This window comes from Arthrobacter oryzae, from assembly GCF_031454875.1.
Lineage (GTDB): Bacteria > Actinomycetota > Actinomycetes > Actinomycetales > Micrococcaceae > Arthrobacter > Arthrobacter oryzae_D.
On sequence record NZ_JAVDRQ010000008.1, the window covers coordinates 1 to 22787 of the forward strand.

Here is a 22787-nt window from a genome sequence, read left to right on the forward strand (position 1 = left end):
ATTACACGGCACCTGCGGTCTCGCCGTTCACGGATGTCCCCACCAGCCACACCTTCTACAAGGAAATCGCGTGGCTGGCTGACCAGGGCATCTCCAACGGCTGGCCCGGTGCCAACAACACGGCAACCTTCCGGCCCGCGGAATCCATCAACCGGGACCAGATGGCAGCCTTCCTTTACCGGATGAGCGGCACCACCGATTACACGGCACCTGCGGTCTCGCCGTTCACGGATGTCCCCACCAGCCACACCTTCTACAAGGAAATCGCGTGGCTGGCTGACCAGGGCATCTCCGCCGGCTGGCCGGGCCCGGACAACACGGCAACCTACCGTGCCGGCGAGAAGATCAACCGCGACCAGATGGCGGCTTTCCTTTACCGGATGAGCAACCCGACGGCCGGCTGACACCCTCGCTGCTCGTATAGCAAAGACAGGCCCCGGGTAGCCGGGGCCTGTCTTTGTGTGTAATTCATCGCTTTATACGCCATCTGTGCAGTACTTGCTCGTGTGTCACTCCTGGCTCAGCCATTACTTGGTTGGCGGTTCCGCGTACTCACCCGGCCGCGGCCACCCTACCCGCCGGTAAGGACAGGTGTACGTGTCTTTTCCCCTACGCAAAGACAGGTAGGCGGATCGCTTTGTGGGCCCCTCCACCCGTGTCACGGTGGTTTTGGAAAGCCGGAACGAACAGCATCGCACCGCTGGTTCATCCGACCGGGAGGCATCGGCCAGCTTCGCTGGCCAGGGGAAATAATGGAGAAAATCGTGGGGAATACTCCTGAACCATCAAAGTGCATATCTGTTCGACTGTTTGGCATGTTCGAGGTCCGGCGCAACGGTGCGCCATTGTCTGCCGTCGATATGGGCGGATGCAAGCCGCGGCACATTCTCGAGATACTGCTGCTGAACTTGGGCAGTCCCGTCTCCAAGAGCCGGATCATCGAAATTCTTTGGGGCTCCGGCGCAGGGGGTGGAACCGTCGCAACACTGGAAAGCTATGTCAGCGGTATCCGCCGCGCGATCCAGCCGGGCAACACCAAGAACGGCCCGCTCCGCACAGCCAACGGAGGCTACGTCCTGGATCCGGAGCTGGTTGACCTGGACCTGTTCACATTCCGGCGCCTGATCGGAAATGCCGCCCACGCTTCTCCCGAGGAGGCTTACCCCCTGCTGACCGAGGCGCTGGACCTGTCCGCCGCTCCGCTGCTGGGTTCAGAACTGGCCGCGGACTGGGCCGATGAGGCGAGGACCCGGCATCTGGCCGAGAGGGTGGCTGCCCAGATCCATGCCGCGGAAACGGCCGCCCTGCTGAACAGGCCTACGGAATCAGTCCGCCTGGCGCAGACAGCCGTGGCATCCGATCCCCTCAACGAGCGGGCATGGACAGTGCTGGTTACGGCCTACGAACTGGCCGGGCTGCCGGCCGAAGGATTGTCCGCGTACGCCCGCTGCCGGCGGATCTTTGACCGTGACCTCGGCTGCGCTCCGGGGCCGGCGCTGCAGGCTGCGCACCTGAGGCTCCTGCGCCAGCACGCGGAGGCGGATGTGGAACTTTCGGAAGTCATGGCCGCGCTGCTGTACCTGGGGGAGACCCTGAGCGGACGCCGGCAGCCGTCCCGGTCCGCAGGCGGGCTTACCCGCGAGCACGCCGGGCGCATCGTGGACTCCTTCCTCCAAAGGGCCCGCGCCGCTGTCTGACGCACGCACGGCTCACTGACGTACTCACCGCTCCGCGCTCGCGGTAGGCTGGGAAGACCCGGGATTCTCGCGAATTTCGGGTCTTCGTGTTGCCTGCATTCCCGTGATCATTCAGGAGCTTCCGCCATGAGCCTCAACGGCCCGTCACTCACAGGCCTGCGCCGCGCGCTCGCCGGAGACAAGACCTTCGCCCGGGTGCAGGCCGAAGCCTCCAGGAGCTTTGGATCCCGCAGCGAGGACTACCAGATCAGCGCACCGGCCGGCCTGCGCGCGGCACTGCTGGCGGAAATGTCCGACGGCCTGGCGGCGCTCACCGTCCAGCGCGCGGCCTCTGAGGGAATCAACGACGACGGCGGAGCGCCCCTGGTGCTGGCCGTCACCGCCACCGGACGGGAAGCGGAAGACCTCACCGCAGCCCTGCGGGCCTACCTGCCGACCGACTCGGTGGTTGAATTCCCGAGCTGGGAGACCCTTCCCCATGAGCGGCTGTCCCCGCGCTCGGACACCGTGGGCCGCCGCCTGTCCGTGCTGCGCAGGCTGGCGCACCCCAAGACGGCCTCGGGAGGGCCGATCCGAGTGGTGGTGGCTCCGGTCCGCGCCGTGGTGCAGCCGATCGTGGCCGGCTTGGGCGATCTGATGCCCGTAACACTGAAGGTGGGCCAGGAAGCTCCCTTCAGCAGCGTCGTCAAGAGCCTGGCCGACGCCGCCTACGCCCGCGTGGACATGGTTTCCCGCCGCGGCGAATTCGCCGTCCGCGGCGGCATGCTGGACGTCTTCCCGCCCACCGAGGACCACCCTATCCGGGTGGAGTTCTTCGGCGACGAGGTGGACCAGATGCGCTGGTTCGCCGTTGCCGACCAGCGCTCGCTGTCCTCGCCCGGCCTGCACCACCCCACGGAACTGAATGCCCCGCCGTGCCGCGAAATCCTGATCACCCCGTCCGTCATGTCCCGGGCCGCGACACTGAAGGCACAGCTGCCCGCCGCTGCGGACATGCTGGAGAAGATCGCCGGCGGCATCGCGGTGGAGGGCATGGAATCGCTGGCTCCCGTCCTGGTGGATGCCATGGTGCCCTTCGTGGAACAGCTGCCCGCCGGGTCCATCTCGGTGGTGATCGAGCCGGAAAAGGTCCGCACCCGCGCCCACGACCTCGCCGCGACCAACGAGGAATTCCTGGAAGCGGCATGGTCCACGGCGTCGGACGGCGGCACGGCACCTCTGGATCTGAGCTCGCAGGCCTCGGCTGCCCTGCATTCGGCCAGCTTCCGCTCCCTGACGGACACCCGGAGCTCCGCCCTTGGCCAGGAAGTCTCGTGGTGGTCCATCACCTCGCTGGCCACCGACGAAGAGCTGACGCCGGACATCAACGTGCTCAACCTGCACGCCCGCGAGCCCCGCGGCTACCAGGGCGACGTGGCGGAGATGATGGAGTTCATCGGCTCGCATGTCCGGGACCAGTGGCGCATCGTGGTTGCCACGGAAGGCCCCGGGCCGGCCCAGCGGCTGGCCGAACTTTTCCACGACGCCGACATCCCGTGTGCCCGGGTGGACTCGCTGAATGACGAACCGCAGGCGGGCCTCATCGAGGTGACCACCGCCGCCGTCGGACGCGGTTTTGTCCTGGACGGGCTCAAACTGGGCCTGCTGACGGAGGCGGACCTGCTGGGACGCACGTCCGCGGGTTCGACAAAGGACATGCGGCGCATGCCGTCCAAACGGCGGAATGCCGTGGACCCGCTGCAGCTCGTTGCCGGGGACTCTGTGGTGCACGAACAGCACGGCATCGGCCGGTTCGTGGAGCTGATCCAGCGCAAGGTGGCGGGAGGCGGCGACGGCGTCCGCGAGTACCTGGTCCTGGAGTACGCGCCGTCCAAACGCGGGGCTCCCGGCGACCGGCTCTTTGTTCCCACCGACCAGCTGGACCAGGTCACCCGCTACGTGGGCGGCGATACTCCGGCGCTGAGCAAGATGGGCGGCGCGGACTGGGCGAGTACCAAGTCCAAGGCCCGCAAGGCGGTCAAGGAGATTGCCGGCGAGCTGATCCGGCTCTACTCGGCCCGGATGGCCTCCCGCGGCTACGCTTTCGGCCCGGACACCCCGTGGCAGCGGGAACTGGAGGAGGCCTTCCCGTACGTGGAGACTCCGGATCAGCTGACCACAATCAACGAGGTCAAGGCCGACATGGAGCGTGAGATCCCGATGGACCGGCTGATCTCCGGCGACGTCGGCTACGGCAAGACCGAGATCGCGGTCCGCGCAGCGTTCAAGGCCGTGCAGGACGGCAAACAGGTGGCCGTGCTGGTACCCACGACGCTGCTCGCCCAGCAGCACTACGAGACTTTCACCGAACGGTTCTCCGGTTTCCCGCTGGTCGTCAGGCCGCTGTCCCGCTTCCAGAGCGGCAAGGAGGCCAAGGAAACCGCTGACGGCGTCAAGAGCGGATCCGTGGACGTCGTAATCGGCACGCACCGGCTGCTGTCCAAGGACTTCGGCTTCAAGGACCTCGGCCTGGTGATCGTGGATGAGGAGCAGCGCTTCGGCGTCGAACACAAGGAGGCGCTCAAGAAGATGCGCACCAACGTGGACGTCCTGGCCATGAGCGCCACCCCGATTCCGCGCACCCTGGAAATGTCGCTGACCGGGATCCGCGAGACCTCCACGCTGGCCACTCCGCCCGAGGAACGGCACCCTGTGCTGACGTACGTGGGCCCCTACACGGACAAGCAGACCTCCGCGGCGATCCGACGCGAGCTGATGCGCGAAGGCCAGGTGTTCTTCGTCCACAACCGGGTGTCCACCATCGACCGCACGGCAGCGAAGATCCGGGAACTGGTCCCGGAGGCCCGCGTGGAGGTGGCCCACGGCCAGATGTCCGAAAGCCGCCTCGAGCAGATCATCGTGGACTTCTGGGAGAAGCGCTTCGACGTCCTGGTGTGCACCACCATCATCGAAACCGGCCTGGACATTTCCAATGCCAACACCCTGATCGTGGACGGCGCGGACAAGTACGGCCTGTCCCAGCTCCACCAGCTGCGCGGACGCGTGGGCCGCGGCCGCGAACGCGCCTACGCGTACTTCCTGTACCCGTCGGAGAAGCCCCTGGGTGAGGTGGCCCTGGAACGGCTCAAGGCTGTGGCCACGCACAACGAGCTCGGTGCCGGCATGCAGCTGGCCATGAAAGACCTTGAAATCCGCGGCGCCGGCAACCTGCTCGGCGGCGAACAGTCCGGCCATATCCAGGGTGTGGGCTTCGACCTCTACATCCGCCTCGTTGGTGAGGCGGTGGCGGACTTCCGCGGCGAGGCCGAGGAGAAGGCCGCGGAGATGAAGATCGAACTGCCCGTCAACGCCCACCTGCCGCACGACTACGTGCCCGGCGAGCGCCTGCGCCTCGAGGCCTACCGCAAACTGGCTGCCGCCCTCACGAACGAGGCCATCGACGAGGTGTTGGCCGAACTCGTGGACCGTTACGGCGAGCCGCCGCTGCCCGCCCAGAACCTGATCGCCGTCGCCCGCTTCCGGGTGGGAGCCCGCGAAGCCGGGCTGTCCGACGTCGCCCTGCAGGGAAACTTCATCAGGTTCTCGCCCGCGCAGCTGCCCGAATCGAAGACCATGCGGCTCAACCGCATGTACCCCGGCGCGCAGTCCAAGCCTGCCCTCGACGCGGTGCTCATTCCCAAGCCGAAGACCGCCAAAATCGGCGGCCGGGACCTGCAGGACGCCGAGATCCTGGAATGGGCCAACGGCGTGATCCGGAACATCTTCTCCGACGCGCCGCTCTCTGTCTCGCAGACGGGGAGCTAAACGAATGATGGGAGGACATCACGCCGCGTCGGGAGCCGCGGCGTGGGTAGCTATTGCATCCACGGGGCCGTACACCCTGGGCTGGTACCCGCTGGACGCCACCGGAATACTGATCGGCGGCATGGCGACGGCGGGAACGGCGCTTGTGTGCGACTGGGACCACCGCCACAGCACGGTGGCCAACTCGCTGCCGCCGCTGTCCAACGTCATTGCCGTGGGCATTGAAAACGCCAGCGGCGGGCACCGGCAGGGCACGCACTCGGTGCTCGGGGCGGCTTTTTTCGTGTTGCTGGCCACCCTCGCCGGGCAGATCCAGCTGCAGACGGATTGGGGGCTGCTGTCGGTGGGCGCGGGCCTGCTCTGCATGTTCATGATCAATATCGCCGCGAAGGCGCTCAAGCTGTTCCCGAAGGCCGGCTTCATCAGTAACTGGCTCTTTGCCCTGGTCATGGCCGGACTGGTGACCTGGTTCGCCCCGGACCAGTGGACGTGGCTGCCCATCTCGATGCTGACCGGCGTGGTGGTCCACATCGTGGGAGACATGATCACCACCGGGGGAGTGCCGCTGCTGTGGCCGATCGTGATCAAGCCGCCCAAATTCCTCCGGAAGCTGCCGGTGCTCAACGACATCTGGAAGGCGAACGGCGCATTTTCCCTTCCGCTGCTGGGGCGAGCCGGCTCCAAGCGGGAATGGCTCGTGCTGATCCCGGTGAGCGCCTACGCCATGGTGGGAATGTGCGTGGCGGCCTGGGCGCTGGCCAAGTCGCACTACCCGGCGGCCCTTGCGTTCGGCAGCACCCTGGTGAGCGGCCTGTTCGGCGCAGGTTAGCTGCGGGCCTTGCCAGCGCTGCAACGGCTGGCCGGTTAAACGGCTGAAGCCCTCGGAATCCGGGGGCTTCAGCCGTTTAACGCGTGGGTCCTAGTGCTCGCCGGCCGAATCCGAACGGCCCAGGACGGTCTGCGGGATCCAGAACGCTGCGGCGAAGAGGCCCAGGCACACAGCCATCGGCCACGGGTTGCCCAGCGTGAGGAACGACAGCGAGTAGATGGAGCCGAGGAACAGGGCCATCATAATGACGAAAATGACGATGCTGGCTGCAAGGCTGTTCTCGTTCTGAGGGGTCTTGGGGCTATCAACGGTCTTGGACATTCATTCCTCCTCGGCCCCGCAGGGCTCAAAACGCCCCGAAGGGCTCAAAAACTGTGGCGCTGCCGGATCTGTCAGTACGCGGACGAACCCTGTTCGCCCTTGACGATCGCGATGCCGGAGCTGGCGCCAATACGTGTTGCACCTGCAGCAATCATAGCCTGAGCGTCGGCCAGCGAACGCACGCCGCCGGAGGCCTTGACGCCGACATCCGGACCCACCGTACGGCGCATGAGGGCCACGTCCTCAACCGTGGCGCCGCCGCCGTTGAATCCCGTGGAGGTCTTCACGAAGTCCGCTCCGGCTTCCACGGCCGCTTCGCAGGCAAGGACCTTCTGGGAATCGCTGAGCAGCGCGGTTTCGATGATCACTTTCAGGATGGCCTCTCCGCCGTGGACAGCCTCGGCGACGGCCCGGATGTCGTCCACCAGGGCGCCCTTGTCGTCGGCGCGGGCCGCCGCAATGTTGATCACCATGTCCACCTCGTCGGCGCCGTCCAGCACGGCGCCCCGGGCTTCGAAAGCCTTGACGTCGGTGGGAGTGGCACCCAGCGGGAAGCCCACCACCGAGCACGTCAGGACGCCTGAGCCCTTAAGGGCGGTGGTGACGGTCTTGACCCACACCGGGTTCACGCAGACGGATTTGAAATGGTACTCGGCGGCTTCGGAACAGACCTTGAGGATCTCCGCTTCACTGGCCTCCGGCTTCAGTAGCGTGTGGTCGATGAAGGAGGCTATTTCTGCCGGTGCGGTGGTCCCGGCTGCGGCGGCGTCAGGCATGCCGGCCGCGGTGGCTTCGTTGCTCATGGTGGTCCTTCCTGGTGGGCCTGCGGGGCCTCGTGGGCAACAGGCTCCGTGTTCTGCGTGGCTTCTCAGGTGACCATCTTGCCACAACGGCGCTAGGCGGCAGCGGGGACGGCTTCCTGCACGGTGGCCTGCATGAGCTGGGCCGCGCAGGCGCCCGCCGCCGAGCCGGACGCCACCAGGAGCCCGAGGCGGACGCCGTCGAAGGAGGCAGCATCGCCGATGGCCCAGATGCCCGGAACGGATGTCCGGAAGTCCTGGCCGATGGCAATCCCGCCGTTCTCTGCGGTCTCAAGCCCCGCGCTGGCTGCCAGTCCGTTCCGTGCCACCCTGCCCTCGGCGAGGACCACCAGGTCGCCGTTCATGCTGCTGCCGTCGTCGAAGACAATCCCGGCGGCGGGAAGGACGGAACCGGCCAGCGTCGGGACTATCCCGGCCGGACGGAGCGTGGTGCGGATGGGGCGTACACCGCGTGCCCGGAGCACCGCTTCCGCCTGACCCGCCTCGAGGCCGGTTCCCACCAGGATCCCCAACGGCCTCCGGCCAAGGACCCGGGTGACTTCCTTGACGGCGTCACCGATCCGGGCGGCGTCGTCGATGGTGGAGTAGCTGAGGCAGCGGCCGGCGCCGTCCACCGGAGCCAGGGCGGGGGCAGAGCCGGTGGCAATTACCAGCTGGTCGTAACTGAATTCCATGCCGTCAGCGGTGGCCACCATCCGGTGGTCCGCATCGATGAAGCTGGCCGGCTGGCCGAATCGGATGGAAACCTGCGGCAGCGCCGCGAGCTCCAGGAGTTCGGACGGGGCGTCGTCGCGGTTGCTGAGGACGGTGATGCTGCCGGCGAAGCGGGACCGGTCCAGCTGGCTCACCAGGGCACGGGCGGCCGGCCCGGCGCCGGCGATGACCACCCGGGGCAGGGGGGACGACGACTGGAACGTGCCGGAGGAGGAGATGGACGGTGCCGAAGCGGACATGTGAAGGCCCTTTCGCTGGTGAGGCCCTGGTTTGGCCTGGTGTTGGTAGTGGAATCCAGCGTAGGCTTGCGGTTTTTCGCGGGTGTTTCCCGGCTGTTGCCGGAATATCCCTGTATGTTCGCTGCTGTTTACCAGCCAGCAACAAACGTATTCATCTCATGTGTCCCGCCTCACATTAACCTTCCGCGGTCCGCCGTACCCCTGGCCAACAGCATCAGCCGTAGCGGCGGAACGCCTCCCGGAGTCCTCCCGCGGCCACTTTCGCCACAACCGCTGCCCGGTCGCCGGGGCCGTGGACGCCCGCTGGCTCCACGGAGGCTATAAGGGCCGCCGCGTCCGCCAGGCCCATGGCGACGGGAATGTCCAGCAGCGAACCCACAGTGAGCCTGGCCTGCCTGGTGTCCTCCCAGGCATCCGGCCCCGGACCGTTGTGGAAGACCCTGGCCAGGGACAGGCGGTGCCATGCGCCTCCCGCACGGACGGAAGCCCGGTAATTCACCGACCCGCCCCGGATATCCACGCGTCCGCCCGCCAGGAAAACCCTCGGTCCGAAAGGAGCGTGGTCAAGGAAACCGGTGAGCGTGGGCGGCGCTGCTGAGGGGTCGAGGGGCAGGGCCACCGTGACGGTGAGGCGAACGTCCCCGCCGCTGAACCGCTCGGTGAACCGGATCCCCGCGGGCGGCTCCGCCATGGCCGTGCAGGAGGCGTCGTGGGGGAGGCCTTCAGCGGTCATCCCCTTGAGGTAGCCGCGGGCGTCCCGGTAGCCCATGGCGATCAGGGTGTCCGCATCGATCCGATTCAGGTAAAACTCCGGATCCAGCGGCAGCGGGTTCTCCGGCCTGACCACGTGGAGGGTGAAGTCCCGGCCCGCCGCCTGCGCGGCTTCGAAATCGGACAGGAGGGCGCCCATGGCGCTCATCTCGATCATATGGACGTATTGCTCCAGCGGACCGTCGCCCCAGTATCCGGTGTTTCCGATGCACCAGACCAGCCACACCTCATCGGCCCCGCGGCGGAGGGCCTCGACCACGTTGGCGTCCCGGACCCAGACTGCATCCGTCCAGATTTTCCCGTCGCGCCGCAGCGGGGTGAGGAAGATGGGCAGCGACATGCCCGCCGCCATGAGTTCGGCATCCACGTCACGCGCGTCGATGGCATGGCAGCGCTTCTCGGTGAACTCCACCACGTTGAAGGTGCCTTCGACGGCGCCCGGCAGGGCGGCGCGGCGCCGGACCTCGCCGTCGTCGATCCCGAGGGCAGGGAACACCTTGCCGAGCAGGCCGTCGGCGTCGCCGATTGCCGGAAGTGACCACGGCCCTTTCATATAATCGCCCGGCGGCAGCGCCGAGCCGAAGTCTTTGACGTTGACTCCGGACCAGTTGCGGCACATCTCCTCCGGCGAGACCCCGGAGAGCAGCATTCCCGCGGTCAGGATGCCGCCGGACGTGCCGTCCACGTGGTCAAAGTGCAGCCCCTCTTCAGCCAGCGCCCGCACCACTCCGGCCTGCCAGGCGACGCGCATTCCGCCGCCGGCCAGGACCAGGGAGCGCTTCATGGTCGCGTCCCCGCTCCGGTCGCAGTTCCGGTCCCGTGGTCACGGGCGCCGTTTTCCCAGTAGATGCGGCGCAGGTAGATCAGACAGAGTGCCGCCGTCGCCAGGTCAAAGGCCGCCACCGCCAGCGCCACCGCCGCGAACACGCCGTTCAGGACACCGACCGCGACGGCTGCGCAGGCCCCCGCCTTCTGAATGCCGGACCACAGGACCACCTCCGGGGCCGGCTTGGGGCGCAGCAGTGTATGCAGCAGGAGCCCGCCCACCACCACCATGAACATGCCCACTGTCGCGAACAGCTGGCGCGCCGCCGTCGTCGGCTCCGCTCCGAGCAGCGCCAGGACGGTGCCGCCGAACGGTATCTGCACGGCGCCGGAAAAGACAGTGACAACGGCGATCGCGGCCAGGAGCGCGCGGAGCGGATCAGCCGCGATCCAAGTACCGATGCCGGGGACGTGTGTCCCGGACGGACGGGCTTGGCCGCTCATGCTGCGCCCCGCTTATGCTTCGCCTGGCTCATGCGAACGCCTCCCACAGCCGGCCCCGGTCCACCAGCAGCCAGACGATGGCCAGCCAGGTTAGCGTGGAGACGTAGAAGCGGATGTCGTTGAGTAGCATCCACCGGCGAAGCAGGGAACGCAGTTCGGCGTCGTCGGCGAAGTCTCCGCCGCGGATCCTGATATTGACGGGAATGATCATGGCCTGGCCCACCACCGTAAGGACGATGATCCCGACGAGGCAGAGCGCCGCCGGGATAAGCCGGACAGTGCCCCATTCCGTCCAGGCCAGGATGATGCCGGAGATGAACATGGGCGGCACCACCACGGTGAAGAACTTGGTGGCCTGGCGGGTGGGGATGCCGAAGTGCATGTCCACGTTGCCGCGGTCCAGGGATTCCCACGTGGGGTAGAGAAAGAATTTCAGGACCCACATGGTGCCCACATACATGGTGGCGCCGAACAGGAAATACAGGGCGTTCAGCAGCAGGAGCCAGTTCACGGCGCGCCCCCGCTGCGGGTGCTGCCTTGCCCGCGGGCCGTCTCGCTCCGGTCCGGTGCGGGCAGCCATTCCTGGCCCTGGCCCAGCCCCACCACCGAATCCAGCGGGTCACCGCCCGGGATCCGGGCGGCATCCTCGGGGGTTGCGGCGGTCAGGAACCACGCCTCGAAATGGTCGTCCAGGACTCCGTGGGCTTCGGGGAGGTACGCGGTGAACACCGGTTTGGCGGCCGGCTGGAGGGACTTCAGGGCGGCCACGCCCGGGGCGTCACCGAGTACCAGCCGGGCCTTTGCGTCGCTTCCCAGCGCAATGTCCCCGGTGGCTTCGAAGTAGATGTCCGATTTCATCAGCATCCCGCGGAAGGCGCAGTAGTTGGAGGCGGCGAGTTTGAGCGGGAGGCCCATCGGCCTGGGGCGCTCGATCTCGATGAAACAGCCCAGCGTGCCGCCGTCGTCGTACTGCGCGGATACCGCGTTGTCGGTGACCACAAAATCCAGGTTGGCCTGGTGCTTGGGCATGCCCCAGATGCCCTTGCCGCCTTTGACGGAGACCTCGGTGCTAACGGGCAGGTCCACCACGTACTGGCCCAGCCCGAAGGTCTTCTGGAAGACGAGCGGCAGGAGCGGAGGTACGGCCCGGGACCCGTGCGTCACGGCGATCGCCAGGGAGTATTCGATGTACTTGCCGATATCCGTGGACCTGTAGTTCACCACGGTGACTACCAGCAGCCCCTTGCCGCCGAGGCTGAACGGCCGCAGTTCCGTGCCCGGCAGGACGGCCGCCGCGGCCCGCTTGTTGATGGGGAACGCGGCCATCAGCACCGGGGAGTCATCGGAATTGACCGGCATGGAGTACTTGATGCCGTCCACCGTGGCATGCTGTCCGCGCAGGCGCTCCTGGCGGCGCGGCACCGGGGAGGGCACCAGCCTCAGTAAGGACGCAGCCAGCGCGATGAGTCTGTTCATCTGTTCAGCTCCTTGATGATGATGGGATAGGTGTCCGCCCAGGCGCGGGCGCCGAAGAAGACGTCCAGATGCCCGTAGCCGGACAACAGATGCAGCGAGTCCTTGCCGGGACGGTGGCCTTGGAAGAAGCTGAAGGTCCGCTCCTGGCTTTCGGGCAGGAAGCACCGGTTGTTCCGCCCCGCCAGGAACGAGAACCTGGCGTCCGTCTGCGGGGCGTCGGCCAGGAAGTTCGCCGGCAGTTGAGGGTGGTTCCCGGCAGCCACAATGCGCCTGGCCAGCACGCTGTGGCCCATCTCGGACAGGAACGTGAACGGGACCTCGGCAAACTCCCCGCTGAGCCAGTTGTGTGTGGCCTCGTCCAAGTTCTCGTGCGACCACAGCGCGGGCCGCCCGCTGCCGTAGGTGAAGCTCACCAGCCGGCAGACCAGGTTGTCGCATTCATGGTGGGTGGCCTTGACCATGGACCTGAGGACCCGGGAGAAGTACCCGTTGGACTTGTAGCCCCACGCCGGGGAGAGGTACGGGGTGAACGGCTTCAGCAGTTCCGCCAGATATGTGATTTTCACGACCGACCACAGCGGAATCACGGGATGCAGGGACACTGCGTTGGAGACCACCGTGTCCACCCGGGGGAGGAGGCCGGCCGCGGCCGCCATGGTGAAGGAAACCGAGCCCTGGCAGTGGATGACCGCCTTCAGGCTTTCGGCGCCGGTCAGTTTCAGGACGTGGTCGACGGCGGCGGGGTGGTCGTATACCGCCGCGTCCGCGAGTGTCCAGGAGAGCGGCTCAAAGTCGATGGACGCCCGCCAGTTCAGGAGCCAGACGTCCCAGCCGTCCTCCAGCAGGGCATCCACGAGCGTCCGGGGCAGCGGCGGGCGGAACAGCTCGGCCCGGACTCCGGCACCGTGGACCAGCAGCACCGGCCCTTTGTCCGGGGCTCCGGCGTCAGGCGGCACGGCGGAGGTGACATGGACCAGGGTCAGCGGCGTCCCGTCACCGGCCGCGAACGGGATCACGTCGGTGATGTGGTCCGCCCGGGTGATGGCGCGGGGGCGGTTCATTGCGGGAATCCCTCTCTGCCGATGGTCACCGGCGGCTCGAAAAGCCGGAGCGGCGGGAGCCCGTCCGCCGGCACCGGGCGGAGTCCGCCGTCGCCGGTGGGTGCCAGGTCCCATTCCCGGCAGATGCGGTCCACTGCCACCGGGTAGACCGTCAGCGTGCCGTCGGCGGCAATCCGGATCCGCAGGAAGCCTTTGTGGTCCTCTATTGCCTGGCCGGACATTGCCCACGCGGCCACTTCCCCGCCGGGCGTGCCCAGGATGAAGAAGGCGAAGGCCTCGCTGCCTGCCGTGAAACCAGCAAGATAGATGATGCTGAGCACCAGCCCCAACGTCAGGAAAGGCGGCCAGTCCCCGGGCCAGGGGATCAGGAGTACGACGGCGATCCCCGCCGCGAGTGCCGAAAGCTGCCAGAGCGCGCCGCGGGCAACGGTGAACCCCGCGCCGGTTTCCCGCGGATCCCGTGCGAGGCCGAGTGCGGTACCGACCGTGGACAGCAGCAAAAGCAACACCAGGGGGACTGCCACGACGGTCAGCACGAGGAGAACCGTATTGCCTGCCCTGAGGCTGAGCAGGCTCTCCACGAAGGACAGGCCGCGGAACGCACTGAAGACGGTCCAGAGCGTAAGTGCAGCCACCACGTGCACCGTGCCGATCGCCGAGCCGAACCCCGGGTTCCGTGCGGGGAGCCAGAACGGCGAGAGGGGATTGGCCAAGCGTCCGCGGAGGCGCCGGGACTCGGCCCGGCCGGGAAACGTCCCGGGCGACAGGACGAAGCGCCTTCCCGGCCCCGCGAAACCCGGGTCCGGCGCCGTACCCGTGTCCGGCACCGCGGCTGAGGACTGTGCTGGGGCGGGAAGCGTCAGCTCACCGGGGAGCCCTTGCGCGTCCGCCAGGAAAGCGCCGCCCAGGCCGCAGGTGATGAGCTGGCTCCTGCGCGGGTCGGCGGCCCCCTGGCCCCCTTCACTCTCTGCCCCGGGCGTCGTTTCCTCATAGCGCGAGTAGTGGTGCAGGTCCCCGGTTAGCCACAGCCGCACAGCCGCCCCGGTTGCCTCGAAGGTCCCGGCACGCCTGTTGAAGCGGCGGCGGAGGTAGTCCTGCTCGAAGAAATGCACCTGGCGGAACGCATCGGCGTCTTCGGCGCCCTGCACCCAGTACGGGGCCGCCACGCACAGGATGATGGCGTCGCCTGGCAGCAGCCGTGCGGTCACTGTGTTGTAGAAGTAGTCCAGCTGCGGCTCATCGATGTACTGGCCCAGCTGGCTGTCCAGGCCCACGAGCCACCAGCCGGGTGCATCCTCACCGCCAGTGAGCCGGAGCGCAAAGTAGCTTCGCGTCTGGATGGTTCGCCAGCCGCCGATGTTCCGTTGCCTGGTGAACAGCCGAATGAAGGATGTCAGGCCGTCGTACCAGTCGTGGTTGCCGGGTAGGGCAAGCATGACGCCGGCGCTGCCGGGGGAGCGGCCGCCCGGCAGCGCCGTGCGGTAGGGACCCACCATGCGGTCCTCGTACGCGGCGGGCGATGCCACCGGGTACACCTCGTCACCGCCGAGGACCAGCACCTTGCCGCGCTGGAGTTCGTGCCCCTCGACGACGAGCGATGGTTCGGCCAACAGCGACGCCAGCGTGTAGGTGGGATCAAAGCCGTCGCCGAGGTCGGCGGTGAAATCGAGCCACAGGGCTGCGGTCCCCGCCTCCCCGGCAGCCGTGCGTTGACCGGATTCCCGGCCGTGCGGGTCCTCGGGAGATGCTGCTGCCGGAGGCCCTGGCCGTCCAAGGTCCCTGACCACGGGCTGTGCGGGCTGGCCGGCCACCGGCAGCCGGTCCAGGTCGAGCTCGTAGCGGGGAAAGCCGCCCTCGAGTTCGCGTTTGTCGCCGAAGTCGGCAAAGACGGATGCCAGGACAACCCTGACCGCGGTCCTGCCAAGCTGGGCCGGTGCCAGCCAGCGCACGGCGTCCCGGGGAGTGAAGCCGAGCCCGTTGCTGTGCTGCGCCAGCTCACTACGCTTCATGCCCGGTGGCCGTTCATCGCCGGCCGGGGACTTTGCCGGAGGAACGCAGCCCGGCCCGCAGCGGCGACGGGACACGGCCCGCCGATCGGCGGCTCATCTGACGGACATAAACCTGCCAAAGCTCACCCAGGAACAGCCTGCCGAACGCAGCAAGGGCGCTCGCAGGAGCCGGGCCCGCCGCACGGAAGGTGGTCAGCTGGCGGGCGAAATCCCACGGCCGGATGTACAGCATCCCCGCCCCGGCAACGTCCGCCCCGGACGGGTTTTTGTCCACGTGGTTACCGCCGGGGGGAACGTGGCCCCGCAGGACGGTGACGTACAGCGTGGTGGTGTCCGCCCAGACGTCGAAGCCAGGGTCGTTGCTGACGTCCTTATGGCCCACGAACGTCAGCGGGGTTCCGCCGGGATCGCGTAACCACAGGCGGTAGAGCATCCTTCGGCCGTGTGTTTCCGTGCCGTCGGGGCCGGCATCGCTCCTGACGAAGAGGTTGAACCAGCCGCGTTCCACCGGAAGACGGCCGCCGAACTGGTCGGCCAGGACATAACCCTCAGCGGCCGCCGGATGAAGCGGATCCCGGACAAAAGCCTCAATATCCGCGGCAACTATGGTGAGCTCGAACATCATCCGGCGGCTGCGGTCACGGCCCAGCCTGCCGCCGGTCACGGGGTCTGCCGCTCCGGCGGTGAACCACCCGTGCATCTGTTCGGTGAAGCTGACGGACGTTGGCCCGGTTGCCGCCGCCTCGGCTTCCTCCTCAATTTCCGCTTCCTGCAGGGCCTCACTAGCGGTGGACACCGCGGCCCCCGGCAGCCCGAGCCCGCGGCTGGCGACGCTCGGGGCATACGTCCGTTCTTCCTCCGGCGCCTTGGCACCTTTGGTGGCGTCCGGCACCAGGGCGCGGAGCGGCCCAGGACCGTAGTCGGAAGCAGCGTAGCCGGCAGCGTCCAGCCCGCCCCGCTCCCGTTTCCCCTCAGTGCTTTCCCCGCCGGTTCCCTGCAGGATCCGGTGGCAGGCCCGCTCGGCAAAGGCGGCAATGGTCAGGGCGGGGTTGGCCCCCACAGGCCCGGGCATCGCCGCGCCATCCATCACATGCAGTCCCGGGTACCCAAAGACCTCACCGTACTGATCGCACACGCCCTCGCTGATGTTCCCGCCGGCCGGGGCACCCCCCAGCGGATGTACCGTGATGACCCGCTTGCTCCACCAGAGCGGATTCTGTTTGAAGCTGCCGCCCAGTTCTTTCGCGATCGCCTGCATCGTGGCCTGCATCCGGCCGAAGTATGCCGCGGACGTGGCGAGGGTCCAGTTGATGGCCAGCCGGCCGCCCTGGAGGGTCATGACGCCGTCCGGAATGTCACGGCCCATGCCGAGCAGGGGTACGGACGACGCCGAGAGCCGGCCGTCGCCCAGGGCGGCGGCAAGATCGGCGGAGATGTTGGAGCGCTGGGCCTGGAATAGCCTGTCCTTGAGGAGCTGGACCATCACTTTGCCGGCGCGCTTCGCCACCTGGCGGAACTGTCCCGTCTCCAGGAGCCAGTTCATGAACGAGGGGTAGCCGGCGTCTTCGATGTAGTAGCCGCGTCCCTCGCCACCGTCGGTTGAATCGGCGGTGCGAATGGCGGTGGTGATCACCGGGCCGCTGCTGCCCGAGAGGGTGCGGGTGGCGCCGTCGTGATCCTTTGCGTCGAGGACAAAACCCAGCAGGTCGCCGTTGCCACTGAACCGCGTGCCCAGCGCCGCGCTGAGCCCGGGCAGCGACGCACGGTTGCGCAGCAGCAGGAAAGTGGTGCCGAAGGTTCCTGCGGCGAGGACGAGGCGGCGGCAACGGATCACCCGTTCCTGCAGGAGCCCGGGTGCGGCGTCTTCGGGATTGTGGATGACGTAGCGGACCTCGTAGCCGCCTCCCTGCAGGGGCCTGATGCCGCGGACGTCGTGAAAGGTCCGGATGTCCGCGCCGGTGGCCTTGGCCGCGGAAAGGTAGTTGTGGTCAAGCGTGTTCTTGGCGCCGGTGTTGCAGCCGATATCGCACTCTCCGGAGAGCGTGCAGGTGGTGCGCACGGCGCCGTCCCCATGGACGCTTCCGTAGGGCGCGGGCTCCAGCGCCTGGTTCCTGCCAGGGGCGGAGCCGGGGGTTCGGGAGAAGGTGACGGCGATGGGCGGCCGCGTGATGCTGAGTCCGAGCGCGCGGGCGGCGGTTTCCATGGCCAGGGTCTTCGGGGTGTCCTGGTAGGGATAGGCCACCGGGCGGAGCATGGCCTCGGCCGCGTCATAGAAGGGATCGAGGTCCTGCCGGCTGAACGGCCAGCTTTCGTAGCCTCCGCCGGGGACGGGGGAGTCCTGGACGAACCAGTTTTCGTCCTTGCGCAGCAGCACGTTGGCGTAGATGAGGGAACCGCCGCCCAGGCCGCTGGAGACGATCCCTTCCAGGCCACGGAACGTCCAGGCGTCAAACAGCCCGTAAAGTCCTTTGTCCGGGTCCCAGAAATTCATCCCCATCTCGGACGGGGTCCTTGCGAAGCTTCCCGGCGGGTATGCCCTGCCACGCTCCATCAGGACCACGGACTGGCCGGCCGCCGCCAAGCGGTAGCACGCTACCGATCCGCCAAAGCCGGAGCCCACCACCACGGCGTCCACAGACTCCGCGGGAGCATCGTCGTCCTGCACCACCGGTTCCACGCAATTCCTTTCGGAAGAGCTGACTCGCAGAACGCCCCTGCGGCCGCGCACCTGTTGGGTGCGGACATAGCCGCGGGGCGGTCAGACGCAAACCATAGCGACATGTTCCCACTGCGGACCGGGTCTGTCCACGGACTCCGGGGCTGCTGCGCCGGCACGGAACAGTTAGACGCGGATCCGGTACCCGCGCTTGACCACGGTTTCCACCATCCGGCCGTCCGGCAGGGAAGACCGCAGCCGGCTGACGGTCATGTCCAGCGCGTGCACCGAGCCGCGCAGTTCCAGCAGGTCGGAGAGCGATTCCCGGGACAGCACGGCACCTTCGGCACCCAGCAGGGCCCGCAGCAGCAGGAGCGGTGCCGGGGCCATCTCGACGGGTTCGCCGTCAATACGCAGTGATCGTCCGCGAAGCTCCACGTTGCCGGACCGCGTGTCCAGGCGGCGGACGTGGTTCAGGGCAAGGTGCTCGCAGACCAGCCGGATGAGGGCACCCATCCGGAAGCGTTCCGGAACGAGAGGTGACAGCCCGGCGTCGAGCAGCGGCTGCGCCGTGATCGGGCCGACGACGGCGGTGGTGACAGTCGTCTTGAGGGCTTCGACAAGCTGCTTGTACAGGCCCATCTCGTGGGCGGTGCTCCACATCGCATCGACGGCCGGCGCACTGGTGAACGTCAGGACGTCCAGGTTCCCGCTGCAGGCGGCCTCGATCAGCCGCGGCAGCTTGTCCTCGCCGTCGGGCTTGACCCAGCGGTAGGGCGTAACGGTGAGGACGGTGGCGCCGGACATCTTGAGGCGCTCCAGCTGGCGGACGTCCGTGTAGCCGTGCAGCTGGACGGCTACGGTCTTGCCGCGGACGCCTTCCTTCAGCAGCATGTCCACCAGCGTGGCGGTGGTTTCATCGCTGCTGATTCCGACGTCGGCGAGTCCGGCGGCGCGGACGGCACCGCGGGCTTTCGGCCCGCGGACGAACATCCGGCACGCCGCGAGGGTCTCCAGCAGTTCATCTCCGATGCCGGACGCGTCGGCAGCCTCGCACCAGCGGCGCATGCCGTAGGCGGTGGTGGCGATGCAGAGATCGGGCTTGGCGGCGATGATGGCCTTGGTGTCGTCGATGAGCCGCATGTCCTCCTGCACGGGCGCGATCTTGAGCGCCGGCGCGTGCAGCACCTCGGCTCCGCGCCGTTCCAGGGCCTCGATCAGGTCCCGGGAACGCCGGTGCGACGTCACACCGATCCGGAACCCCTCCAGGGGCGACTCGGGGGCGTCGGCAGCAGGGGCGTCCTGCGGGCCGGATGCGGCGGCAATAGTGTTTATGGCGCTCATGGTGTTACTTTCACGATCCCATCAGTGACGCTGCGAGGCGGTTGAGATCGGCCGCCGCCTCAGCGTGCCCGCGGTTGGCTTCAGCCACCCGCACCACCTCGCCGATGACCAGCACTGCCGGATTAGTGCAATCGGCGGCCGCTGTGACAATCGTACCCAGTTCGGCGATGGTGGTGCGCTGGCCGGGGCGGTAGCCGCGTTCGACGACGGCCATCGGCATGTCTGCCTTCATGCCGGCGCGGCGGAGGCCGGCCGCCAGGTGGTGCAGGGTCCCGATGCCCATGAGGACCACAATGGTGCCGCCGAGCCCGGCGAGGTGGGTGAGCTCCTTCTCGGTCAGCGGGGCGTGGCCGGACACCACGGTGAACATGTGGCTGACCTCGCGGTGAGTGACCGGGATGCCTGCCGCCGCCGGGACGGAGATGGCGCTGGTGACGCCGGAAATGACCTTGACAGGTACACCGGCTGCCACGCAGGCTGCCACTTCTTCGCCGCCGCGGCCGAACACGTAGGGGTCGCCGCCCTTGAGGCGCACCACGTTGTTCCCTTCCAATGCGGAAGCGACCATGAGCTTCTCGATGTCGCCCTGGCTGACCTTGTGGTGGCCGGGCTGCTTGCCCACATCCACCAGCTCGGCCGAGGTCAGGGACGGCAGCTCCTGGTACGGAGCCAGCCGGTCGTAGAAGACAACATCAGCATCGCGCAGGGCCTTCACGGCCGCTACGGTGAGCAGCTCACTGACGCCGGGGCCGCCGCCCACCAGGGTCACATGGCCCACTGCTCCGGCCGCCGGTTCCGCCGAAACGGGGATGCCGGTTTCGCGGCACCGTTCCAGCAGCGCGTCCCAGCCGGGCTGGCCGTCGTCGACCGCTGCGACGAGGAAAGGACGCTCGGGCAGCGGGCCGTCATGCCCGGCACCCTGCGGGGTGCTGAGGCGGTAGACGACGGCGCCGGCGGCCTGGTAGCGGCGGACCGCCTGGCGTGCGGCGTGGTCCGAGCCGGTGACCAGGACTTCACGTCCGGTGAGATCAATGCTGAGCTGCATGCCTATACCTCGTTCTCGTCGCGGGGCCTCATGGGGATGGAAGCGCCGATCAGGACCTTGCCCTTTTCCTCCGGGGTTGCGGGGCGCATCTGGCCACGCTCGTCCGAAACAAAGGTGATGGAGTCGTCCTTCTGGTCGGGAGCGTTGACGAAGGAGCGGAACCGGCGCAGGCGCTCGGGGTCCTTCAGAGTGTCGGCCCACTCGTCGACGTAGGTATCGACGTGCTTGGCCATGGCAGCCTCAAGGTCCTCGGCGATGCCCAGGGTGTCCTTCACCACCACGTCCTCAACGTGCTTGATGCCGCCGTCGAGCTCTTCCTGCCAGCGCGCCGTGCGCTGCAGGCGGTCAGCGGTGCGGATGTAGTACATGAAGTAGCGGTCGATGTACTTGATCAGCGTCTCGTCGTCGAGGTCCTTGGCCAGGAGCTGGGCGTGCGCCGGGGTGGCACCGCCGTTGCCGCCCACGTAGAGGTTCCAGCCGTCGGCGGTGGCGATCACGCCAACATCCTTGCCGCGGGCTTCGGCGCATTCGCGGGCACAGCCGGAGACGCCCATCTTGAGCTTGTGCGGGCTGCGAAGGCCGCGGTACCGGAGCTCGAGCTGGATGGCCATGGCCACCGAGTCCTGGACGCCGAAGCGGCACCAGGTGGAACCGACACAGGACTTCACCGTGCGCAGGCTCTTGCCGTAGGCCTGGCCGGATTCGAAGCCGGCGTCCACCAGTTCCTTCCAGATTTCCGGAAGCTCCTCGAGGCGCGCGCCGAACATGTCGATGCGCTGGCCGCCGGTGATCTTGGTGTACAGGTTGTACTTCTCGGCCACGGCGGCGATGACGCCGAGCTTCTTCGGGGTGATTTCACCGCCGGCGATGCGGGGGACCACCGAGTAGGTGCCGTCCTTCTGCATGTTGGCGAGGGCGCGGTCGTTGGTGTCCTGCAGGGTGCCGCGGCCGGCGTCCAGGACGTAGGCGCTGTTCTGGCTGGCCAGGATGTTGGCGATGGTCGGCTTGCAGATGTCGCAGCCGGCGCCGGTGCCGTACTTGGCCATGACCTCCTCGAAGGACGTCAGTTCCAGGACGCGGATGGTCTCGAAGAGTTCCTGGCGGGAGAGCTCGATGTGCTCGCACAGTGCCTTGGAAACTTCGACGCCGGACTTGGTGAGCTCGGTTTCCAGGAGCTTCTTGAGCATGGGGACACAGGAACCACAGCTGGTTCCGGCGCGGGTGCAGCCCTTCAGCTCGCCGAGTTCCTGGACCGGAGCGTTGCCGTCGCAGGCGCCGCAGCCGTTGACGGTGTCGCGGATGGTTCCGGCGGAGACGTTGTTGCAGGAGCACAGGATGGCGTCGTCCGGAAGTTCGGTGTCCGGGGCGTCGCCGCCGCCGGCTGCCGAGAGGTACGCGCCGGGCTCGGCGCTGAGTTCGCGGCCAAGGAGCGGGCGCAAGCTGGTGTAGGGGGTTGCGTCGCCTACGAAGATACCGCCCAGGAGGGTCTTGGCATCGTCGGTGGTAACGATCTTCTGGTAGACGCCGCGGGCCGGGTCGGCGTAGACGATTTCAAGGGCGTGTTCGGTCTTGGCGAACGCGTCACCGAAGCTGGCGACGTCCACACCGGAGAGCTTGAGCTTCGTGGCGGTGTCGAAGCCGGGGAAGGTGGCCTGTCCGCCGTGGAGGCGGTCAGCGACGATCTCCGCCATGGTGTTGGCCGGGGCAACCAGGCCCAGGCACATCCCGCCGAAGTTGGCCACTTCACCGATGGCCCAGATTCCGTCGATCTCGGTGGCGCAGTAGTCGTTGATGACTACACCGCCGCGCTGGCCCAGCGAGAAGATCTGCTCTTCGCCTTCGGCTGCACGGAAGAGTTCGTCGCGCGGACGGACGCCGATCGCGACGATCACCAGGTCCGCGTCGATGACGCGGCCGTCAGCCATGAGGACACCGGTGACCTGTCCGTCGTCGTCGGACAGCACTTCCGAGGGGAAGACTCCGCCGTGGACTTCGAAGCCCTTCCCCTTGATGAGCCGGCCCATTGCCTGGCCCGCTCCCTCATCCAGCTGTGTGGCCATCAGCCACTGCGAACCGTCGATGACGATCGGGTTGGCGCCCAACTGCTCAGTGCCTGCTGCAGATTCGAGGCCCAGGAGGCCACCGCCGATGGTGACTGCGTTGACCTTGCGGCCGAGCTTCTCGGTGAGTTCGGCAATGGCCTTGTTGATTGCCCAGACGTCCTCGAGCGTGCGGTAGACGTGCGTGTGCTCGGCGCCGGGAATCGGCAGGCGGGCCGCATTCGAACCGGTGGCCACCACGAGTTCGTCGTATTCGAAGACGTTGCCGGCCGCGGTCTCCACGGACTTGGCTTCGTGGTTGATTTTGACGACACGCTCGCCGGTCTTCAGCGACATGGCCTCGTGGTCCCACATGCTCGCCTCGCCGAGGGTGAGGTCGTAGTCCATTTCGGTGAGGGCCTTGGAGAGCGCCACGCGGTCGTAGGGGAGGTGGGCTTCCTCAGTGAGGACCGTGACATGCCAGCCTTCGAGGCCACGGGCGTGCATTGCGTCCGCAAAACGGTGGGCCGCTGGGCCGCCGCCGGCGACGACGATGCGGCGCGGAGTCTCTGTGCTTGAAGTCTGTTCGGTCACTGTGGGCCTTTCGCATGGGCCGCAGACGGTTCTCTGCGACCTTCTCTGACGAGGTGTACATCCAGACTAGGTATCCGCAGTTTCGCTTCAGTTTCCCT

General features: G+C 67.5%; 17 protein-coding genes. 4 read left to right on the forward strand and 13 right to left on the reverse strand.

The annotated features are described in order from the left end of the window. The 4 genes from J2805_RS15040 to J2805_RS15055 all read left to right on the forward strand — a co-directional run. Positions 1–404, forward strand: a 404-nt coding sequence (locus J2805_RS15040) for an S-layer homology domain-containing protein (protein WP_309977594.1), incomplete at its 5' end; no start/stop codon positions are given. A 411-nt stretch (positions 405–815) separates the two neighbouring features. Further along, positions 816–1697, forward strand: a complete 882-nt coding sequence (locus J2805_RS15045; RefSeq protein WP_309977595.1) for an AfsR/SARP family transcriptional regulator — start codon at positions 816–818, stop codon at positions 1695–1697. Between the two features lie 126 nt (positions 1698–1823). Continuing rightward, positions 1824–5501: a transcription-repair coupling factor gene (mfd, locus tag J2805_RS15050; RefSeq protein WP_309977597.1), complete on the forward strand. Its 3678-nt coding sequence runs from the start codon at positions 1824–1826 to the stop codon at positions 5499–5501. Positions 5502–5505: 4 nt separating this feature from the next. Further along, the gene (locus J2805_RS15055) at positions 5506–6330 is read left to right on the forward strand and encodes a metal-dependent hydrolase (RefSeq protein WP_309977598.1); all 825 of its coding nucleotides are present in this window, start codon (positions 5506–5508) and stop codon (positions 6328–6330) included. Positions 6331–6420: 90 nt separating this feature from the next. On the opposite strand, the gene J2805_RS15060 is transcribed toward J2805_RS15055, so the two are convergent. The 13 genes from J2805_RS15060 to nirB form a co-directional block, all read right to left on the reverse strand. Then, the gene (locus J2805_RS15060; protein ID WP_309977600.1) at positions 6421–6651 is read right to left on the reverse strand and encodes a hypothetical protein; all 231 of its coding nucleotides are present in this window, start codon (positions 6649–6651) and stop codon (positions 6421–6423) included. A 71-nt stretch (positions 6652–6722) separates the two neighbouring features. Next, the gene (gene deoC / locus J2805_RS15065) at positions 6723–7454 is read right to left on the reverse strand and encodes a deoxyribose-phosphate aldolase (RefSeq protein ID WP_309977602.1); all 732 of its coding nucleotides are present in this window, start codon (positions 7452–7454) and stop codon (positions 6723–6725) included. A gap of 92 nt (positions 7455–7546) precedes the next feature. Continuing rightward, on the reverse strand, positions 7547–8425 hold the full coding sequence (locus J2805_RS15070) for an FAD-dependent oxidoreductase (RefSeq protein ID WP_309977604.1): 879 nt from the start codon (positions 8423–8425) through the stop codon (positions 7547–7549). A 214-nt stretch (positions 8426–8639) separates the two neighbouring features. Then, positions 8640–9980, reverse strand: a complete 1341-nt coding sequence (locus J2805_RS15075) for a patatin-like phospholipase family protein (protein WP_309977606.1) — start codon at positions 9978–9980, stop codon at positions 8640–8642. Continuing rightward, positions 9977–10465 (reverse strand): hypothetical protein, encoded by a 489-nt coding sequence (locus tag J2805_RS15080; protein ID WP_309977607.1) that lies wholly within the window; start codon positions 10463–10465, stop codon positions 9977–9979. The genes J2805_RS15075 and J2805_RS15080 overlap by 4 nt, the downstream gene beginning before the upstream one ends. Before the next feature lie 28 nt (positions 10466–10493). After that, positions 10494–10976 (reverse strand): hypothetical protein, encoded by a 483-nt coding sequence (locus J2805_RS15085; RefSeq protein WP_309977609.1) that lies wholly within the window; start codon positions 10974–10976, stop codon positions 10494–10496. Beyond that, positions 10973–11941 (reverse strand): acetoacetate decarboxylase family protein, encoded by a 969-nt coding sequence (locus J2805_RS15090; RefSeq protein WP_309977610.1) that lies wholly within the window; start codon positions 11939–11941, stop codon positions 10973–10975. The genes J2805_RS15085 and J2805_RS15090 overlap by 4 nt, the downstream gene beginning before the upstream one ends. Beyond that, entirely contained in the window at positions 11938–13002 is a 1065-nt protein-coding gene (locus tag J2805_RS15095) for an esterase/lipase family protein (protein WP_309977612.1), read from the reverse strand. The genes J2805_RS15090 and J2805_RS15095 overlap by 4 nt, the downstream gene beginning before the upstream one ends. Continuing rightward, positions 12999–15011: a hypothetical protein gene (locus tag J2805_RS15100; RefSeq protein WP_309977614.1), complete on the reverse strand. Its 2013-nt coding sequence runs from the start codon at positions 15009–15011 to the stop codon at positions 12999–13001. The genes J2805_RS15095 and J2805_RS15100 overlap by 4 nt, the downstream gene beginning before the upstream one ends. Positions 15012–15024: 13 nt before the next feature. Next, complete coding sequence (locus tag J2805_RS15105; protein ID WP_309977615.1) at positions 15025–17688, reverse strand: GMC oxidoreductase; 2664 nt, start codon at positions 17686–17688, stop codon at positions 15025–15027. Between the two features lie 165 nt (positions 17689–17853). Beyond that, positions 17854–19011 (reverse strand): uroporphyrinogen-III synthase, encoded by a 1158-nt coding sequence (locus J2805_RS15110; protein WP_309977617.1) that lies wholly within the window; start codon positions 19009–19011, stop codon positions 17854–17856. A 10-nt stretch (positions 19012–19021) separates the two neighbouring features. Then, positions 19022–20056, reverse strand: coding sequence for a uroporphyrinogen-III C-methyltransferase (gene cobA, locus J2805_RS15115; RefSeq protein ID WP_309977620.1), 1035 nt, complete (start codon positions 20054–20056; stop codon positions 19022–19024). A gap of 2 nt (positions 20057–20058) precedes the next feature. Next, the gene (gene nirB / locus J2805_RS15120; protein ID WP_309977622.1) at positions 20059–22689 is read right to left on the reverse strand and encodes a nitrite reductase large subunit NirB; all 2631 of its coding nucleotides are present in this window, start codon (positions 22687–22689) and stop codon (positions 20059–20061) included. Positions 22690–22787 lie beyond the last annotated feature (98 nt).

What these genes read in the sequence shown, in the direction of transcription:
- J2805_RS15045 (WP_309977595.1), top strand. Translation starts at nt 816, where the DNA reads ATGTTCGAGGTCCGGCGCAACGGTGCGCCATTGTCTGCCGTCGATATG.
- mfd (WP_309977597.1), top strand. Translation starts at nt 1,824, where the DNA reads ATGAGCCTCAACGGCCCGTCACTCACAGGCCTGCGCCGCGCGCTCGCC.
- J2805_RS15055 (WP_309977598.1), top strand. Translation starts at nt 5,506, where the DNA reads ATGATGGGAGGACATCACGCCGCGTCGGGAGCCGCGGCGTGGGTAGCT.
- J2805_RS15060 (WP_309977600.1), bottom strand. Translation starts at nt 6,651, where the DNA reads ATGTCCAAGACCGTTGATAGCCCCAAGACCCCTCAGAACGAGAACAGC.
- deoC (WP_309977602.1), bottom strand. Translation starts at nt 7,454, where the DNA reads ATGAGCAACGAAGCCACCGCGGCCGGCATGCCTGACGCCGCCGCAGCC.
- J2805_RS15070 (WP_309977604.1), bottom strand. Translation starts at nt 8,425, where the DNA reads ATGTCCGCTTCGGCACCGTCCATCTCCTCCTCCGGCACGTTCCAGTCG.
- J2805_RS15075 (WP_309977606.1), bottom strand. Translation starts at nt 9,980, where the DNA reads ATGAAGCGCTCCCTGGTCCTGGCCGGCGGCGGAATGCGCGTCGCCTGG.
- J2805_RS15080 (WP_309977607.1), bottom strand. Translation starts at nt 10,465, where the DNA reads ATGAGCGGCCAAGCCCGTCCGTCCGGGACACACGTCCCCGGCATCGGT.
- J2805_RS15090 (WP_309977610.1), bottom strand. Translation starts at nt 11,941, where the DNA reads ATGAACAGACTCATCGCGCTGGCTGCGTCCTTACTGAGGCTGGTGCCC.
- J2805_RS15095 (WP_309977612.1), bottom strand. Translation starts at nt 13,002, where the DNA reads ATGAACCGCCCCCGCGCCATCACCCGGGCGGACCACATCACCGACGTG.
- J2805_RS15100 (WP_309977614.1), bottom strand. Translation starts at nt 15,011, where the DNA reads ATGAAGCGTAGTGAGCTGGCGCAGCACAGCAACGGGCTCGGCTTCACT.
- J2805_RS15110 (WP_309977617.1), bottom strand. Translation starts at nt 19,011, where the DNA reads ATGAGCGCCATAAACACTATTGCCGCCGCATCCGGCCCGCAGGACGCC.
- cobA (WP_309977620.1), bottom strand. Translation starts at nt 20,056, where the DNA reads ATGCAGCTCAGCATTGATCTCACCGGACGTGAAGTCCTGGTCACCGGC.